At 69.5% G+C, this 18,064-nt stretch carries 12 protein-coding genes; 7 read left to right on the top strand and 5 right to left on the bottom strand.

The window, feature by feature from the left end; all coding sequences use genetic code 11:
* The first annotated feature begins 65 nt into the window (after nt 1-65).
* The 7 genes from rplA (at nt 66) to AB0I54_RS00395 (ending at nt 11,352) form a co-directional block, all read left to right on the top strand.
* Complete coding sequence (gene rplA, locus AB0I54_RS00365; protein WP_250402411.1) at nt 66-791, top strand: 50S ribosomal protein L1; 726 nt, start codon at nt 66-68, stop codon at nt 789-791.
* Between the two features lie 162 nt (nt 792-953).
* Complete coding sequence (locus AB0I54_RS00370; RefSeq protein ID WP_363293635.1) at nt 954-1,877, top strand: hypothetical protein; 924 nt, start codon at nt 954-956, stop codon at nt 1,875-1,877.
* 375 nt (nt 1,878-2,252) lie between these two features.
* Nucleotides 2,253-2,783: a 50S ribosomal protein L10 gene (gene rplJ / locus AB0I54_RS00375; protein ID WP_363293636.1), complete on the top strand. Its 531-nt coding sequence runs from the start codon at nt 2,253-2,255 to the stop codon at nt 2,781-2,783.
* A 114-nt stretch (nt 2,784-2,897) separates the two neighbouring features.
* The gene (rplL, locus tag AB0I54_RS00380) at nt 2,898-3,281 is read left to right on the top strand and encodes a 50S ribosomal protein L7/L12 (RefSeq protein ID WP_152784543.1); all 384 of its coding nucleotides are present in this window, start codon (nt 2,898-2,900) and stop codon (nt 3,279-3,281) included.
* 155 nt (nt 3,282-3,436) lie between these two features.
* Complete coding sequence (locus AB0I54_RS00385; RefSeq protein ID WP_363293637.1) at nt 3,437-3,625, top strand: hypothetical protein; 189 nt, start codon at nt 3,437-3,439, stop codon at nt 3,623-3,625.
* A gap of 244 nt (nt 3,626-3,869) precedes the next feature.
* Nucleotides 3,870-7,355: a DNA-directed RNA polymerase subunit beta gene (rpoB, locus tag AB0I54_RS00390; protein WP_363293638.1), complete on the top strand. Its 3,486-nt coding sequence runs from the start codon at nt 3,870-3,872 to the stop codon at nt 7,353-7,355.
* 97 nt (nt 7,356-7,452) lie between these two features.
* On the top strand, nt 7,453-11,352 hold the full coding sequence (locus tag AB0I54_RS00395; protein WP_363293639.1) for a DNA-directed RNA polymerase subunit beta': 3,900 nt from the start codon (nt 7,453-7,455) through the stop codon (nt 11,350-11,352).
* A gap of 76 nt (nt 11,353-11,428) precedes the next feature.
* Here AB0I54_RS00395 and AB0I54_RS00400 read toward each other — a convergent pair whose 3' ends face one another.
* The 5 genes from AB0I54_RS00400 to AB0I54_RS00420 all read right to left on the bottom strand — a co-directional run bounded on the left by AB0I54_RS00400 (nt 11,429) and on the right by AB0I54_RS00420 (nt 17,495).
* Entirely contained in the window at nt 11,429-12,751 is a 1,323-nt protein-coding gene (locus AB0I54_RS00400; RefSeq protein ID WP_363293640.1) for a M48 family metalloprotease, read from the bottom strand.
* A 42-nt stretch (nt 12,752-12,793) separates the two neighbouring features.
* The gene (locus tag AB0I54_RS00405) at nt 12,794-13,246 is read right to left on the bottom strand and encodes a Pycsar system effector family protein (RefSeq protein ID WP_363294335.1); all 453 of its coding nucleotides are present in this window, start codon (nt 13,244-13,246) and stop codon (nt 12,794-12,796) included.
* 92 nt (nt 13,247-13,338) lie between these two features.
* The gene (locus AB0I54_RS00410; protein WP_363293641.1) at nt 13,339-14,532 is read right to left on the bottom strand and encodes a PE-PGRS family protein; all 1,194 of its coding nucleotides are present in this window, start codon (nt 14,530-14,532) and stop codon (nt 13,339-13,341) included.
* A gap of 30 nt (nt 14,533-14,562) precedes the next feature.
* Nucleotides 14,563-16,677: a hypothetical protein gene (locus tag AB0I54_RS00415; protein WP_363293642.1), complete on the bottom strand. Its 2,115-nt coding sequence runs from the start codon at nt 16,675-16,677 to the stop codon at nt 14,563-14,565.
* Nucleotides 16,674-17,495, bottom strand: coding sequence for a hypothetical protein (locus AB0I54_RS00420; protein WP_363293643.1), 822 nt, complete (start codon nt 17,493-17,495; stop codon nt 16,674-16,676). Before AB0I54_RS00420 ends, AB0I54_RS00415 begins: the two co-directional genes overlap by 4 nt.
* Nucleotides 17,496-18,064 lie beyond the last annotated feature (569 nt).

Genomic DNA, 18,064 nt, shown 5'->3' on the forward strand with positions numbered 1-18,064 from the left:
CCGCACGTGGTAGGGCCTGCTCGGCCCGTACACCACGACTCCTTTCAGAACACACAGGAGCAGTTGTGAGCAAGCGCAGCAAGGCTCTCCGCGCTGCGGACGCCAAGGTCGACCGGGAGAAGCTGTACGCCCCGCTCGAGGCCGTCCGTCTCGCCAAGGAGACCTCCACGACCAAGTTCGACGGCACCGTCGAGGTCGCCTTCCGTCTGGGTGTCGACCCGCGCAAGGCCGACCAGATGGTCCGTGGCACCGTGAACCTTCCGCACGGCACCGGTAAGACCGCCCGGGTCCTGGTCTTCGCGACCGGTGACCGTGCCGAGGCCGCGCGTGCCGCGGGCGCCGACATCGTCGGCGCCGACGAGCTGATCGACGAGGTGGCGAAGGGCCGTCTGGACTTCGACGCCGTCGTCGCCACCCCGGACCTCATGGGCAAGGTCGGCCGCCTCGGCCGCGTCCTCGGCCCGCGTGGTCTGATGCCGAACCCGAAGACCGGCACCGTCACCCCCGACACCGCCAAGGCCGTCACCGAGATCAAGGGCGGCAAGATCGAGTTCCGCGTCGACAAGCACTCGAACCTGCACTTCATCATCGGCAAGACGTCGTTCGAGGACGCCCAGCTGGTGGAGAACTACGGCGCGGCCCTGGAGGAGATCCTCCGTCTGAAGCCGTCCGCCGCCAAGGGTCGCTACATCAAGAAGGCCGCCATCAGCACCACGATGGGCCCCGGCATTCCGGTCGACTCGAACCGCACCCGCAACCTCCTCGTCGAGGAGGACCCGGCCGCCGTCTGAGCCTGAGCTCACCCCGGTAGCCGCGTCGGGTACGCGTCATCGAAGGGCGGGCCCGGAACCTATGAGGTTCCGGGCCCGTCCTTTCTTTGTGCGACTTTTCGTACGACCGCCAGTGCGCCGGGCCGGCGTACTGGCGCAGGACTCGCATAGGGGTGGGACGACATGAAGAGCACGACCGTGCGCCGCGTGACCCTTTCGATCGCGGTGGTGACCGCGCTGACGGGGCTGGCCGCCTGCGGTTCCTCGGATTCCTCGAACGGCTCCGGCAAGGACGACAAGGCGGGCGGGAAGAGCACGACGCACGTCAGCCCCGTCGCGGCCCTGCGCTCCGCCGAGAAGTCCACGGACAAGGCCGAGTCGGCCAAGGTCCGCTCGTCGACGACCATCGGCTCCGTGATGTCCATGACCGCGGACGGCGCCCTCAGCTGGGCCGACGGCCTGCAGGGCACGCTCACCATCGACTACACCGGCGGCTCAACGGCCCAGACGATGCGCCAGCTCGGCTCGACGTCGATGGAGGCCCGCTATCTGCCCGACGCCTACTACGCGCACATGAGCGACAAGTTCGCCCAGCAGGCGGGCGGCAAGCACTGGATCCGGTACGCGTACGACGACCTCGCCCAGCTCGGCGGCGGCTCCGGCGCGTATCTGAAGGACCAGATGCAGAACACCACGCCGAACCAGTCCGTGAAGCTGCTGCTGGCCTCCGGGGACGTCAAGAAGGTCGGCGAGGAGAAGGTCTCCGGCGTGAACGCCACGCACTACTCGGGCACCGTGAACGTCGCCGACCTGGCCGGCAAGAGCAGCAACCTCAGCGCGACCCAGCTGGCGGACCTGAAGAAGCAGCTCACCCAGGCCGGGGTCAGCACGGAGACCGTGGACATCTGGGTCAACGACCAGAACCTGCTGGTCAAGAAGGTCGAGAAGGCCGACATGGCGGCCGGCCGGATGACCCAGACCGCGTACTACAGCGACTACGGCGTGAAGGTCTCGGCCCAGAAGCCCCCGGCGAACGACACCAAGGACTTCACCGACCTGGTGAAGAGCTCGGGCACGGCGGCGGGCGGCTCCGGCACCAGCTCCTGAACCGGACCGGGAGGATGCCGGAGGACAGGCGGGCCCGTGCCAAGCCTCCGGCGGACACCAGCGCGACACACGACCGGACGGGGCGCAACCCGGCTGCCCCGTACGGTCCGATTTGCTTGAGTGCGAGCAGGTCCCGTACTCTCCTTCAGAAGCCAAAGACCGCTGGTCGTTGCCGTACGTTCGCGAGAAGGTGCGGTGGCCGAAGGATCCGCTGAAAAGTGGGCGACCCGCGCAGGTGAGTGTGGAAGAACTCCCGGAGCGTACGCGTCCTGCGCGTGCGGCCGGTCGAGTCCGCCCCGAGCGCCTGCGCCGGGGCGTTTCGTTTATCTCAGCCCCTTCCGAGCGGTCCATCACCCGGAAGGAGGCCGACGCTCTATGGCAAGGCCCGACAAGGCTGCCGCGGTAGCCGAGCTCGCGGAGCAGTTCCGCAGCTCGAACGCCGCCGTGCTGACCGAGTACCGGGGTCTCACCGTGGCGCAGCTCAAGAACCTGCGTCGTTCGCTCGGTGAGAACGCCCAGTACGCCGTGGTGAAGAACACGCTGACCAAGATTGCGGCCAACGAGGCCGGGATCACGACGCTCGACGACCTGTTCAACGGTCCGACGGCGGTCGCCTTCGTCACCGGTGACCCGGTGGAGTCGGCGAAGGGTCTTCGTGACTTCGCCAAGGACAACCCGAACCTCGTCATCAAGGGCGGTGTCCTTGACGGCAAGGCGCTGTCCGCCGACGAGATCAAGAAGCTTGCGGACCTCGAGTCCCGCGAGGTTCTGCTCGCCAAGCTGGCGGGCGCCTTCAAGGGCAAGCAGACTCAGGCTGCTCAGGTCTTCCAGGCGCTCCCGTCGAAGCTCGTCCGCACCGTGGACGCTCTTCGTGCCAAGCAGGCCGAGCAGGGCGGTGCCGAGTAACTCGGCTCGCGAAATGACCGCCGCCGTCCGAGGCGGAGGTCGTAGCGGGCCGAACGTACGCCCGCCATACATGTACATCCGGCACCAGCCGAATTAGTGGAAGGATCGCCCACCATGGCGAAGCTCAGCCAGGAAGACCTGCTCGCGCAGTTCGAGGAGATGACCCTCATCGAGCTCTCCGAGTTCGTGAAGGCCTTCGAGGAGAAGTTCGACGTCACCGCCGCCGCCGCGGTCGCCGTTGCCGGCCCCGCCGGCCCGGGCGCCCCGGTCGAGCAGGAGGAGGAGAAGGACGAGTTCGACGTCATCCTCACCGGCGCCGGTGACAAGAAGATCCAGGTCATCAAGGTCGTGCGTGAGCTGACCTCCCTGGGCCTGAAGGAGGCCAAGGACCTCGTGGACGGCGCCCCGAAGCCTGTCCTGGAGAAGGTCGCCAAGGACGCCGCCGAGAAGGCCGCCGAGTCCCTCAAGGGCGCCGGCGCCTCCGTCGAGGTCAAGTGACCCCACGGGTCCGCGTGGACTCCTTTGCGCGCTGACGGCAGCCCCGTAGGGCTGTAACGCGAACGCACCGAAGAGCGACCATCCATCCGGGTGGTCGCTCTTCGGCGTTCCGAGGGTCGGGCGGCGGCTGCCTTGCACCGGATGGTGCGGGGAGTATGGTGATCTTCGTCGTGCCCTCAAGCGCCCCTGGTGTCCGGCTGCAAGTGACGAGCGCAGCATCCGGTTTGGGCGGGGAGGGCCTTGACGAACCGCACGCAGCGCGCAATTCTCAGGACGCGTCGTCACAAGGATCCGAATCCGAGGCATGGATCGACGACGAAGAGGGCAGTATCAACGTGCGTTGAGGGCAGGATCCGAGGGCGTTGACAACAACGAGGGTCGCGAAAAACCCGCACTGGACATCAGTGTGCCAAGTGGCTACACTGACCCTTTGCGCTGCCTGTTAGCTGTCCCCTGCCCGTCACCAGGGGCATGCCCTCACTTGAGCACAGACGACCGAACCTTCCCTGACCTGGGATTTCTGTCTCCGTGCGCGGGAGAGGGGCCGGTACGCGCGCAGTGAGTCCGAGCCCTCGGAAGGACCCCCTCTTGGCCGCCTCGCGCAATGCCTCGACCGCGAATATGAACAACGGCGCCAGCACCGCCCCGCTGCGCATTTCCTTTGCAAAGATCAAGGAGCCTCTCGAGGTTCCGAACCTGCTCGCGCTGCAGACCGAGAGCTTTGACTGGCTGCTCGGCAACACCGCCTGGCAGAGTCGGGTCGAGGAGGCTCTGGAGAACGGTCAGGACGTCCCCACCAAGTCCGGTCTGGAGGAGATCTTCGAGGAGATCTCCCCGATCGAGGACTTCTCCGGGTCGATGTCCCTGACGTTCCGGGACCACCGCTTCGAGCCGCCGAAGAACTCGATCGACGAGTGCAAGGAGCGCGACTTCACGTACGCCGCCCCGCTCTTCGTCACGGCCGAGTTCACCAACAACGAGACCGGTGAGATCAAGTCCCAGACGGTCTTCATGGGCGACTTCCCGCTCATGACGAACAAGGGCACGTTCGTGATCAACGGCACCGAGCGTGTCGTGGTGTCGCAGCTTGTCCGTTCGCCCGGTGTCTACTTCGACTCCTCCATCGACAAGACCTCTGACAAGGACATCTTCTCCGCCAAGATCATCCCGTCCCGGGGTGCCTGGCTGGAGATGGAGATCGACAAGCGTGACATGGTCGGTGTCCGTATCGACCGCAAGCGCAAGCAGTCCGTGACCGTCCTCCTGAAGGCGCTCGGCTGGACGACCGAGCAGATCCTCGAGGAGTTCGGCGAGTACGAGTCCATGCGCGCCACCCTGGAGAAGGACCACACCCAGGGCCAGGACGACGCGCTGCTCGACATCTACCGCAAGCTGCGTCCGGGCGAGCCCCCCACGCGTGAGGCCGCGCAGACGCTGCTGGAGAACCTGTACTTCAACCCGAAGCGCTACGACCTCGCCAAGGTCGGCCGCTACAAGGTCAACAAGAAGCTGGGTGCGGACGCTCCGCTGGACGCGGGTGTCCTGACCGTCGAGGACGTCATCTCGACGATCAAGTACCTGGTGAAGCTGCACGCGGGTGAGACCGAGACGGCCGCCGACAACGGCCAGACGATCGTCGTCGAGACGGACGACATCGACCACTTCGGCAACCGTCGTCTGCGCAGCGTCGGCGAGCTCATCCAGAACCAGGTCCGCACCGGTCTGGCTCGTATGGAGCGCGTCGTGCGCGAGCGCATGACCACGCAGGACGTCGAGGCGATCACGCCGCAGACCCTGATCAACATCCGGCCGGTCGTCGCCTCCATCAAGGAGTTCTTCGGCACCAGCCAGCTGTCCCAGTTCATGGACCAGAACAACCCGCTGTCCGGGCTGACGCACAAGCGTCGTCTGTCCGCGCTCGGCCCGGGTGGTCTCTCCCGTGAGCGGGCCGGCTTCGAGGTCCGTGACGTGCACCCGTCCCACTACGGACGCATGTGCCCGATCGAGACCCCTGAAGGCCCGAACATCGGTCTGATCGGTTCGCTGGCCTCCTACGGCCGGGTCAACGCGTTCGGTTTCGTCGAGACCCCGTACCGCAAGGTCGTCGACGGCCAGGTCACCGACGAGGTGGACTACCTGACCGCCGACGAGGAGGACCGCTTCGTCATCGCGCAGGCCAACGCCACGCTCACGGACGACATGCGGTTCGCCGAGAACCGCGTCCTCGTCCGCCGTCGTGGCGGCGAGGTCGACTACGTCGCCGGTGACGACGTGGACTACATGGACGTCTCGCCGCGCCAGATGGTGTCGGTCGCGACCGCCATGATCCCCTTCCTGGAGCACGACGACGCCAACCGCGCCCTCATGGGCGCGAACATGATGCGCCAGGCCGTTCCGCTGATCAAGTCCGAGGCCCCGCTCGTCGGCACCGGCATGGAGTACCGCTCCGCCGTCGACGCCGGTGACGTGGTCAAGGCCGAGAAGGCGGGTGTGGTCCAGGAGGTCTCCGCGGACTACATCACCACCGCCAACGACGACGGCACGTACATCACGTACCGCCTGCACAAGTTCGCCCGGTCCAACCAGGGCACCTCGGTGAACCAGAAGGTCGTCGTCAACGAGGGCGACCGGATCATCGAGGGCCAGGTCCTCGCCGACGGCCCGGCCACCGAGAACGGTGAGATGGCCCTCGGCAAGAACCTGCTCGTGGCGTTCATGCCGTGGGAGGGTCACAACTACGAGGACGCGATCATCCTGTCGCAGCGCCTCGTGCAGGACGACGTCCTCTCCTCGATCCACATCGAGGAGCACGAGGTCGACGCCCGTGACACCAAGCTCGGCCCCGAGGAGATCACCCGGGACATCCCGAACGTCTCCGAGGAGGTCCTCGCCGACCTCGACGAGCGCGGCATCATCCGCATCGGTGCCGAGGTCATCGCCGGCGACATCCTCGTCGGCAAGGTGACCCCGAAGGGTGAGACCGAGCTGACCCCGGAGGAGCGCCTGCTGCGCGCGATCTTCGGTGAGAAGGCCCGTGAGGTCCGTGACACCTCGCTGAAGGTGCCGCACGGTGAGACCGGCAAGATCATCGGCGTGCGTGTCTTCGACCGCGAGGAGGGCGACGAGCTTCCCCCCGGTGTGAACCAGCTGGTGCGCGTCTACGTCGCGCAGAAGCGCAAGATCACCGACGGTGACAAGCTCGCCGGCCGGCACGGCAACAAGGGTGTCATCTCCAAGATCCTGCCGATCGAGGACATGCCGTTCCTGGAGGACGGCACCCCGGTCGACATCATCCTCAACCCGCTGGGTGTCCCGTCCCGAATGAACCCGGGACAGGTGCTGGAGATCCACCTCGGCTGGCTCGCCAGCCGCGGCTGGGACGTCTCCGGCCTCGCGGACGAGTGGGCGCAGCGCCTCCAGGCGATCGGCGCCGACGCCGTCGCTCCCGGCACCAACGTCGCCACCCCGGTCTTCGACGGTGCACGTGAGGACGAGCTCGCGGGTCTGCTCCAGCACACCATCCCGAACCGCGACGGCGAGCGCATGGTGCTCCCGTCCGGCAAGGCGCAGCTGTTCGACGGTCGTTCGGGTGAGCCGTTCCCGGACCCGATCTCGGTCGGCTACATGTACATCCTGAAGCTGCACCACCTGGTCGACGACAAGCTGCACGCCCGTTCGACCGGTCCGTACTCGATGATCACCCAGCAGCCGCTGGGTGGTAAGGCGCAGTTCGGTGGCCAGCGCTTCGGTGAGATGGAGGTGTGGGCCCTCGAGGCCTACGGCGCCGCGTACGCGCTCCAGGAGCTGCTGACCATCAAGTCCGACGACGTCACCGGCCGCGTGAAGGTCTACGAGGCCATCGTCAAGGGCGAGAACATCCCCGAGCCCGGCATCCCCGAGTCCTTCAAGGTGCTCATCAAGGAGATGCAGTCGCTCTGCCTGAACGTGGAGGTGCTGTCCAGCGACGGTATGTCCATCGAGATGCGTGACACCGACGAGGACGTCTTCCGCGCTGCGGAGGAGCTCGGCATCGACCTGTCCCGGCGCGAGCCGAGCAGCGTCGAAGAGGTCTGACGGGAGTCCGGCGGGGCCCTCACCCACAGGGCTCCGCCGACCCCCAGGCCCCCGTTTCAGACCACAGACTTACGACCCTGAGAGGGATTGACGCATAGTGCTCGACGTCAACTTCTTCGACGAGCTCCGGATCGGCCTGGCCACCGCGGACGACATCCGTCAGTGGAGCCACGGCGAGGTCAAGAAGCCCGAGACCATCAACTACCGCACCCTCAAGCCCGAGAAGGACGGACTCTTCTGCGAGAAGATCTTCGGTCCGACCCGGGACTGGGAGTGCTACTGCGGCAAGTACAAGCGCGTCCGCTTCAAGGGCATCATCTGCGAGCGCTGTGGCGTCGAGGTCACGCGCGCCAAGGTGCGCCGTGAGCGGATGGGCCACATCGAGCTGGCCGCGCCCGTCACGCACATCTGGTACTTCAAGGGCGTCCCTAGCCGGCTGGGCTACCTGCTCGACCTGGCTCCCAAGGACCTCGAGAAGGTCATCTACTTCGCGGCGTACATGATCACGTACGTCGACGAGGAGCGCCGCACCCGCGACCTGCCCTCCCTGGAGGCGCATGTCTCCGTGGAGCGCCAGCAGGTCGAGAACCGTCGCGACGCCGACCTGGAGGCCCGCGCCAAGAAGCTCGAGGCCGACCTGGCCGAGCTGGAGGCCGAGGGTGCCAAGGCCGATGTGCGCCGCAAGGTGCGCGAGGGTGCCGAGCGTGAGATGAAGCAGCTGCGCGACCGTGCGCAGCGCGAGATCGACCGGCTCGACGAGGTGTGGACCCGGTTCAAGAACCTCAAGGTCCAGGACCTCGAGGGCGACGAGCTGCTCTACCGCGAGCTGCGTGACCGCTTCGGCACGTACTTCGACGGCTCGATGGGCGCCCAGGCCCTGCAGAAGCGCCTGGAGTCCTTCGACCTGGAGGAGGAGGCCGAGAAGCTCCGCGAGATCATCCGTACCGGCAAGGGCCAGAAGAAGACCCGCGCCCTCAAGCGGCTGAAGGTCGTCTCCGCGTTCCTGCAGACGTCCAACAGCCCCAAGGGCATGGTCCTCGACTGCGTGCCGGTCATCCCGCCGGACCTGCGTCCGATGGTGCAGCTGGACGGTGGCCGCTTCGCGACCTCCGACCTGAACGACCTGTACCGCCGTGTGATCAACCGCAACAACCGTCTGAAGAGGCTCCTGGACCTCGGTGCCCCGGAGATCATCGTCAACAACGAGAAGCGCATGCTTCAGGAGGCTGTTGACGCCCTCTTCGACAACGGTCGTCGCGGCCGCCCGGTGACCGGCCCCGGCAACCGCCCGCTGAAGTCCCTCAGCGACATGCTGAAGGGCAAGCAGGGCCGCTTCCGTCAGAACCTGCTCGGTAAGCGAGTCGACTACTCGGCGCGTTCCGTCATCGTCGTCGGCCCGCAGCTGAAGCTGCACCAGTGCGGTCTGCCCAAGGCCATGGCGCTGGAGCTCTTCAAGCCGTTCGTGATGAAGCGCCTGGTCGACCTGAACCACGCGCAGAACATCAAGAGCGCCAAGCGCATGGTGGAGCGCGGCCGCACCGTTGTGTACGACGTCCTCGAAGAGGTCATCGCCGAGCACCCGGTGCTGCTGAACCGTGCGCCCACCCTGCACCGCCTCGGCATCCAGGCCTTCGAGCCGCAGCTGGTCGAGGGCAAGGCCATCCAGATCCACCCGCTCGTCTGCACCGCGTTCAACGCGGACTTCGACGGCGACCAGATGGCCGTGCACCTGCCGCTGTCCGCGGAGGCGCAGGCCGAGGCCCGCATCCTGATGCTGTCCTCGAACAACATCCTCAAGCCGGCCGACGGCCGTCCGGTGACGATGCCGACCCAGGACATGGTCCTCGGTCTGTTCTTCCTCACCACCGACGGCGAGATGCGGAACGTGAAGGGCGAGGACCGCTCCTTCTCCTCCGTGGCCGAGGCGATCATGGCGTTCGACGCCGGCGAGCTCTCGCTGCAGTCGCGCGTGGACATCCGCTTCCCGGTGGGCACCATCCCGCCGCGCGGCTGGACCCCGCCGGCCCAGGAGGAGGGCGAGCCCGAGTGGCAGCAGGGTGACAGCTTCCGTCTGAAGACCACGCTCGGCCGTGCGCTCTTCAACGAGCTGCTGCCCGAGGACTACCCGTTCGTCGACTACGAGGTCGGCAAGAAGCAGCTCTCCGAGATCGTCAACGACCTCGCCGAGCGCTACCCGAAGGTCATCGTGGCGGCGACGCTCGACAACCTGAAGGCGGCCGGCTTCTTCTGGGCCACCCGTTCCGGCGTCACCGTCGCCATCTCCGACGTCGTCGTTCCCGAGGCGAAGAAGGAGATCGTCAAGGGCTACGAGGCGCAGGACGAGAAGGTCCAGAAGCAGTACGAGCGCGGTCTGATCACCAAGGACGAGCGCACGCAGGAGCTCATCGCGATCTGGACCAAGGCGACCAACGAGGTCGCCGAGGCGATGAACGACAACTTCCCGAAGACCAACCCGATCTTCATGATGGTGAACTCGGGTGCCCGAGGCAACATGATGCAGATGCGTCAGATTGCCGGTATGCGTGGTCTGGTGTCGAACGCCAAGAACGAGACGATCCCGCGTCCGATCAAGGCGTCCTTCCGTGAGGGCCTGTCCGTGCTGGAGTACTTCATCTCCACGCACGGTGCCCGTAAGGGTCTCGCGGACACCGCTCTGCGTACCGCCGACTCGGGTTACCTCACCCGTCGTCTGGTCGACGTCTCCCAGGACGTCATCATCCGCGAGGAGGACTGCGGCACCGACCGTGGCCTCAAGCTCCACATCGCGGAGGTCGACGCGGCCGGCGTGCTGCGCAAGGCGGAGAACGTCGAGACGTCCGTGTACGCGCGCTGCCTCGCCGAGGACATCGTGGTCGACGGTCAGGTCCTGGCCCCGGCCGGCACCGACCTCGGTGACGTCCTCATCGAGGAACTGGTGGCCCGTGGCGTCTCCGAGGTCAAGACCCGCTCGGTCCTGACCTGTGAGTCCGCCGTCGGCACCTGCGCCATGTGCTACGGCCGCTCGCTGGCCACCGGCAAGCTGGTCGACATCGGTGAGGCGGTCGGCATCATCGCCGCCCAGTCCATCGGTGAGCCCGGTACCCAGCTGACGATGCGTACCTTCCACACCGGTGGTGTGGCCGGTGACGACATCACCCAGGGTCTGCCGCGTGTCGTCGAGCTCTTCGAGGCCCGTACCCCGAAGGGTGTCGCCCCGATCTCCGAGGCCTCCGGCCGCGTGCGGATCGAGGAGACCGAGAAGACCAAGAAGATCGTCATCACGCCGGACGACGGCAGCGACGAGACGGCCTACCCGATCTCGAAGCGCGCCCGACTCCTGGTCAGCGAGGGCGAGCACGTCGAGGTGGGCCAGAAGCTCACCGTGGGTGCCACCAACCCGCACGACGTGCTGCGCATCCTGGGCCAGCGTGCCGTCCAGGTCCACCTGGTCGGCGAGGTCCAGAAGGTGTACAACTCGCAGGGTGTGTCGATCCACGACAAGCACATCGAGATCATCATCCGGCAGATGCTGCGCCGTGTGACGATCATCGAGTCCGGCGACGCCGAGCTGCTGCCCGGCGAGCTGGTCGAGCGCTCGAAGTTCGAGACCGAGAACCGTCGTGTGGTCCAGGAGGGCGGTCACCCGGCCTCCGGTCGTCCGCAGCTCATGGGTATCACCAAGGCCTCGCTGGCGACCGAGTCCTGGCTGTCGGCGGCGTCCTTCCAGGAGACGACCAGGGTCCTCACGGACGCGGCGATCAACGCCAAGTCCGACTCCCTGATCGGCCTCAAGGAGAACGTCATCATCGGTAAGCTCATCCCGGCCGGTACGGGTCTGTCCCGCTACCGCAACATCCGGGTCGAGCCGACCGAGGAGGCCAAGGCCGCGATGTACTCGGCCGTCGGCTACGACGACATCGACTACTCACCGTTCGGCACCGGCTCCGGCCAGGCCGTTCCGCTGGAGGACTACGACTACGGTCCGTACAACCAGTAAGGCGCGAGCGTCCGCTTGAAGGAGGGCGGTCACCCCACGGGGTGGCCGCCCTCCGGCGTTCCTGAGCGGACCGCGCTCACAGTCCGGTGCGCAGATACGGCTCCAGACGGGCCAGCCGGGTGGCGTGGTCGGGATGGGTCGACAGCAGACGGGCCAGCGTGCCCGGCCGCTCCAGGCGCTGCCCGGCGGCCGCGGCGCGGACGGCCTCCGCCTGCTCCTCGGCCTCCAGACGGTGCAGCACCTCGGTCATCTGCCGGGCGAAGCCGAGGGCGGCCGCCTGCTGGTCGGCCCGCAGCTCGCCCTGGCGCCCCGCGAAGGCGAGCAGATACGGCGCGAGGACCAGCGGAACGGTCACGAACCACGCGCTGATCACCGCGAAGACCACGAACATCCCCATGAACAGCACCAGCAGCCCGGTCGCCACCACGGAGAACCGGCTGGCCACCATGACGGTGACACTGGCCAGGAACTTGGTGACGGCCCAGGCGATCCGGCCGGGCAGCGAGTACCAGTAGCCGAGCAGCCCCGCCCAGGAGTGACCGCCGGTGTGATGGCCCAGCTCATGGGCGAGTACGGCGGCGAGGTTGCCGCTCGGGATCTCGTTCAGCGCGTACGTCGTGACGCTCACGACATGCCCGGCGACCGCGGACGCGTTCAGCTCGTCGCTGTTCTCGATCATCAGCTCGTACGTGTGCGCCTCTATGCCCGCGCGGGCGACGACCTCGCGCCACACGGGCTCCAGCCGGGACCGCTCCGGGGCCGTCGGCGTGCGGAGCTTCAACACCCTGCGGGCGAAGAGGAGTTCGGCGGGCCGGTGGAACACGAGCCCGCCGCTGGCCAGCCAGACGAGAACCGCGAGCCACCCGCCCACGGTCCCGCCGAACGCCGTCCCGACGGCGGCGACCACGGCACCGCTCACCAGTGCCCCCGGCAGATGCACGACGAGCCGCCCCACGGCGGTGGCGTCGGCACCGCGCTGATGGGCGGCGACATGGACGCGGGAGCCGAGGTGACGGTAGTCGAGATCGTCCGGGGCGGCGCCCTGCGACGCCTGGGTGGGGGCCGGGTGGGGCGGAGCGGTGGGCTGGAACTGCGACGGCGGGGGCGTCATCGGGTACTGCTGGGCGGGGCCCGTCGGGTACTGCGGTGCCGGAGCGGTCGGGTACTGCGGTGGGTACTGCGGAGTGCCGGTGCCCGTCGGGTACTGCGGTGGGTACTGCGGAGCGCCGCCGCCCGTCGGGTACTGCGGCGGATACTGCGGAGCGCCGCCGCCCGTCGGGTACTGCGGGGCGGCGCCCGGATACGTGGGCGGTGCCGTCGGGTACGTAGGGGCGGGCGGGGTGCCGGGGTACTGGGGTTCCGGAGCCGGGTAGGGGCCGGGGTCGGGTGTTTCGGACATGGGGACGTTTCCTTCGGGTGCCGTGTTTCGTGTGAGCGGGCGTCAGCCGACCAGCAGGGCGGTGGGGAGCAGGACCGTGCCGGCGCAGAAGGCGATCAGGCCGGTACGGATCCACTGGTGCTTGCGGGCGGCGATGCGGCTGGTCTCGGTGAGGGCCGAGGTGAGCCCGGCGACGGGGTCGCGTTCGGTGTCGGCGAGCGCATCGGCCAGCCGGCCCGCGCGTACGGCCTGTTGGACGTCGCCGAAGTAGCAGAGGGGCTGGCCCGGGGTCCACACACCGGTGCGGTACCGGGGCAGTACGGCGAGCAGCAACGCCAGCAGCGACAGGGCGAGGGCGAGAGCGCCGGCCCACCACAACAGGGTCCCCGCGGCCGACAGCACCTCCGGCGCCCACTTCCGCCCTGCCACCAGCCCGCTGAACGCCCCGGCCGTCAGCCCCAACGCCGCGACCAGCACGGCCGCCTTGCTGTCGGCCCGCGCGATCTCCCCGCGCATCTCGACGAGGAGCCGCTCGGCGGTGCCGAGACCGGCCGTGCCGGGACCGGGGGAGCCGACGGGCGCCGGGCGGGGTGTGGTCCCGGGCGTCGTCACGACGCCTCCGGTTCCGGACCGGGCCGGGGCGGGGTGTACGGCGCGGGCATCGGCGGGGTGACGGGCGCGGGACCCTCCTGGACCGCATACCCGGAGGAGGGGCCGTCGGCGGGCGCGTACGGCGCGGCCGGGTCGCCGGGCTGGGGCGGGTGGGCCGCCGGTGCCGGGGCCTGCCCCTGCGGCATCTGACCCGGATACGCCGGCGCCTGCGGAGCCGCGGGCAGGGCCCCCGCCGCCGGACTCGGCCCGCGCATACGGATGATGGCGTCTATCTCCTGGCGGACCTGCTTGAGGGACTCCGCCTTCTGGTAGTCCTCCAGTTCGTCGCTGCCGAGCTGCTCCAACTGGGCCCTGATGACGTTCAGTTGGTCCTGGTGGATGTTGTCGATGACCAGCCGTGTGTCCTCGGGGTGGGCGGCCAGATGGACGGCCCACGCGCCGACCCCGCCGTACTGCAGGTGGTACTGATAGAAGTTGATCTTCTCGGCGACCAGCTGCTGATGCTGCCGCTGCTGCAGCGCCTCCAACTCGTACTGCTGCCGCGCCTGCCGCATGCGGAACTCGTGTTCCGGGTCGAGCATCTCGGACTCGTAGCGCAGCGTCCGCTTCCGCTGCCGATGGGCGATCGCCTCGTCGTCGAGCCGCAGCCGCACCATGCAGGTGACCTCCAGCCCGATGCCCGCCGCGAACGCCCCGCTCTCGACGGCCTGTTGGACCTCGACCTCCGCCGACGGGCTCTCCTCGATCGGGAAGCGCCGGCTGACCGGGCGGGCCAGCTGCTGCAGTTCGCGGGTCAGCCGGGTCGGTACGTCGCGCTCACCGCTGCGTACGTACGCCTCCGGATCCCGCACCCGCCACGTCAGGTCCGCCGTCGCGCCGAAGGCGAACGCGTCGTCGGCGCTCGGCAACTCCAGCTCCAGCCGGACCGGATGGCTGCCGATGTCCACCTCGTACACCGAGGTGTAGCGACGCGTCGCCGCGTCCGTACGGCTGGGCCGGAGCGGCGGGACGTACACGTCGTACGCGCCGCCCGCCGTGGCGAAGACCAGCGCGTGGTCGATCGCGCCGACCACCCGGCGCGCGGTGTAGTCGAACCGCGAGATCGGCCGCACCGTGAGTACCGGGTCGATCAACGTGCTGTGCCGGTCGGCCTGTTGCTGCCACTCCGGCTGACGGCGGAAGTCCGCCATGGGACAACTCCTCGGGTGTTGCGGGGTCGGTCAGGAAAGAGTCGAAGCGGCGGGCCAGAGCACGTCCAGCAGCCGGTCGGCGACGGGCGGCCGCGGTCCCCCGTCCTCCGCGCGCATGGTGCGCAGTTCGTGGTCGAGCCGGTCACGGTCGGCCGCCTCGACGACCAGCGCGGGCAGCAGCAGCTCCAGGGCCTGGGCCGCGTCCGCCCGGCGCTGGGCGACATGCACCCAGGTGCGCAGCGCGCCCAGCGCCTGCCGGGTGTGGGCCCGGTCGCCCAGGGCGGTGCGCCACAGGGTCGCCAGGTCGCGGGCCGAGTCGGGCTCGTACATGCCGGTGTCGGCGTACCACTCGACGAGCGCGCCCTCCTCGGCGTTGTCGCAGGCGCGTACGAAGGCGTTCAGGGCGAGGGCGCGGACCGCCGGGGTGTCGTCGTACAGCAGCCGTACGAATTCGGAGAGCACCTCGCCGGGGCGCCGCCCCGAGGACAGCAGGAGGGCCGCCGACTCGATCAGGCTCTCCGCCTCCGCGTCGCTGCTGACGTCTGCCCGCGCCCGGCCCGCCAGCGCGGCCAGGGCCGGTCCCGCCAGCTCGGGGCGGAGCGGCGCGAGCAGGCCGAAGGCCCGGATCGCCGTCCAGCGGCGGGCCCAGTGCGAGTCCGTGCACCACTGGGTGAGCAGCCGCGGTACGGCGGGCGCGTCGAGTAGCTGGGCCAGGGTGAGCGCGTTGGCGGCCGTCACCCGGGGGCCGAAGGCCTTCGAGTCGGCCCAGCCGTCGATGAGCAGCGCGATCGCCGAGGGCAGATCGGCGGCGGCCAGCAGCGCGGCGGCCGCGGCGGTCCGGGTGCGCACCACCGGCCGCCCGTCCCGGGCCAGCTCCCGCAGCCACGCCACCAGCGCGGGCCGGGCGGAGGGGTGCCCCGTCCAGACCTCGGTGAGCAGCACACGCGCGGTGCGCTCCTCCCGGAACCCCGCCATGAACTGCGGTACGGCACCCCAGTCGGTCTGCTCGTCCCGCAGCTCCCCCTCCGCGTGTGCCCGCTCCAGCCGGTCCGCCGCCGAGGGCCCGAACACCGGGATCTCCGGGGGCAGTTCGGGATGCTGGAGCTTCTGGAACTGCACGAAGAGGCGGTCCGCGAGCTCGGCGGCGAGCACGTACGGGGCCTGGTCGAAGACCGCGAGCGAGATCAGGAAGGCCTTCTCGCGCAGCTCCGTCTCCGGCGCGCCGAGCCAGTTGCGGCACTGCTTCTCCACCGCGGTCTGCCCGAATTCCGCGAGCCGGGCGCCCGCCTCGGCACTGCCGTCGTACGCGGCCAGCTCCCGCGCGAACTCGGCGGCCTCGGCGGGGCGCCGCCCGCGCGCGAGGAACTCCCGCACCGGCGCGAGCGCCAGCAGCCGCGCCGTCTCGTCCCGCCGCCGTACGGCCAGATGGGCCCGTACGACGTCCTCGGCCGCCGGCGGCTCCCACGGTGTCGGGGTGACGCCCTGGAGGAACGGTGAGTTCTCGACCGTGATCACCAGGTGGCCGTCGGTCTTCTTGAGCTGGTCCACGGCCGCGTAGAGATGGGTGTCGCGCAGTGGCCGGTTGCGGGTCAGCGGCAGGTCGCGCAGTACATGGCCGCCGGGCCGGGTGAGCTGCGCGGGCAGGGTCGCGGGGGTCGTCTCGGCGGGCAGGGCGTGGACGGCGGGCACGCCGAGGCGGTGCGGCAGCATCAGGGCGGCGGCATAGCGGCCGGCGGCGTGCGGGCCCGACAGGACGACGATCCGCTCCTGCCGCAGCCGGCGCAGGGCGGCCTCGAAGGCGGGGCCCTCGGCGAAGACCGCGTCCAGGGCGTCGAGCTCGGCCCGCGGGACCTCTCCGGAGGCGTACGAGGCGGCCGTCGGACCATGGTGGTGGATCTCGGTCTTGCCGCCCATGAAGACGTCCCCGGTGACCTGTCCGCCGGACACCCCGTGCTGGGACCCGCCGACCAGGCTGCCCCCGAAGGAGGCCGCCGAGCCGAGGATGAAGCCAGGGGTGTGGGCGAACAGCTCACGCTGGGCGGCGCGGGCCTCCTGGGCGCTCTCGGCCTCTTCCCCGGGTCTGTCGCCGTCGGGCTCCTGCGCGGCCTCCGGCTCCGGCGGCCGCTGCTCCGGCGGAACGGTCACGCCGCGTCACCCCCGGTCCCGCCGAGGTACACATCTCCGGTGACCTGCCCGCCGGAGACTCCGTGCTGGTCACCGCCGACCAGGCTGCCGCCGAAGCTGGGCGCGCCGCCGTTGAAGTTGAAGACGACGCCCCCGGCGGGGGGAGTGGAGGGCGATGTCCGCCCCGGTGCCGGGCCGTCCCCCGAAGCACCCGGCACCGGGGCTCCCCCCGCCCCCGTTCCACTGTGGTTCCGTGGCCCGGCCGCCCCCTCGGGCACCGGGCCGTGCAGCCACGCCTTCAGCGGGCCGTTCTTGCTGTCCACGGTCACCTCGTGGAAGTCCGCCGCCGGGACCCCCGTGTGGTCGTGCCGCACGATCCCCGTGTAGACCCCCTCGGACACGCACAGCGCGAAGTCGTCCCGCCGCTCGCGCAGCGCGGCACGCAGCAGACCGGCGTCCAGGAGGCGGCAGGCGTGGTTGAGGTCGGAGCCGACCCAGCCGTGCTCGTCGATGGCGACGTACCCCGAGGCGACGACCCCGCGCAGCCGGATCTGCGCCGAGCTGGACGCCATGCGGTTGACCGCCCGCAGCTGGGCCGGGACCGAGGTGAGCAGGGCCCGCAGCAGGGCCGGCACGGAGGAGTTGGCGTCGATCAGCTCCATCACGGAGTCCCCGCGGTCGGCCCGCAGGCGCAGCGTCTCGTCGATCCCGGCGCTCTCCAGGGCGCGGTCGGTGACGTCGTACAGCATCCGCCGTAAGTAGGCCTGCTCGACGTCGTCCCGGTCGCTGTAGCGCTCGATGTCGAGCAGCAGGATGGTCCGGCTCACGGGATCGGTCATGATCGCCTTTCGGGAAGGGGGCCGTCGCTGTCGCCCGGCGAGACGAGAAGAGTGGCGCGTGGGGCGGCACCGGGGAGAGGGCGGATGACGCACTCGAACTGTGACCGTGTACACAGAACGCGCTTGCCGCCCCGCGGTCCGCTCACGGGGGCTTCCGCGCCGACGGCTCTTGGGCTTCCGTGTCGGCTGTCCCGGGCCTTCTGTCGGCTGTTCTGGGCCTCCGCGACGGCCGCCCCGGACCTCCGCGACGGCCGTCTCTGGCTTCCGTGTCAGCTGTCCCGGGCCTTCGAGTCAGCCGCCCTGGGCCTCCGCGTCAGCCGTCCCGGGCTTCGCGTCGGTCACCCCGGGCTTCCCCGTCAGCCGTGCCGAGTCTCCGGGCCGGCCACCCCGGCTCCCCGGTCAGCCGTGCTGAGCCTTCGAGTCAGCCGCTCTGGGCCTCCGCGTCAGCCGTCCCGGGCTTCGCGCCGGTCACCCCGGGCTTCCCCGTCAGCCGTGCCGAGTCTCCGGGCCGGCCACCCCGGCTCCCCGGTCAGCCGTGCTGAGCCTTCGAGTCAGCCGCTCTGGGCCTC

It is taken from the genome of Streptomyces sp. NPDC050625, from assembly GCF_040654755.1.
Lineage (GTDB): Bacteria > Actinomycetota > Actinomycetes > Streptomycetales > Streptomycetaceae > Streptomyces.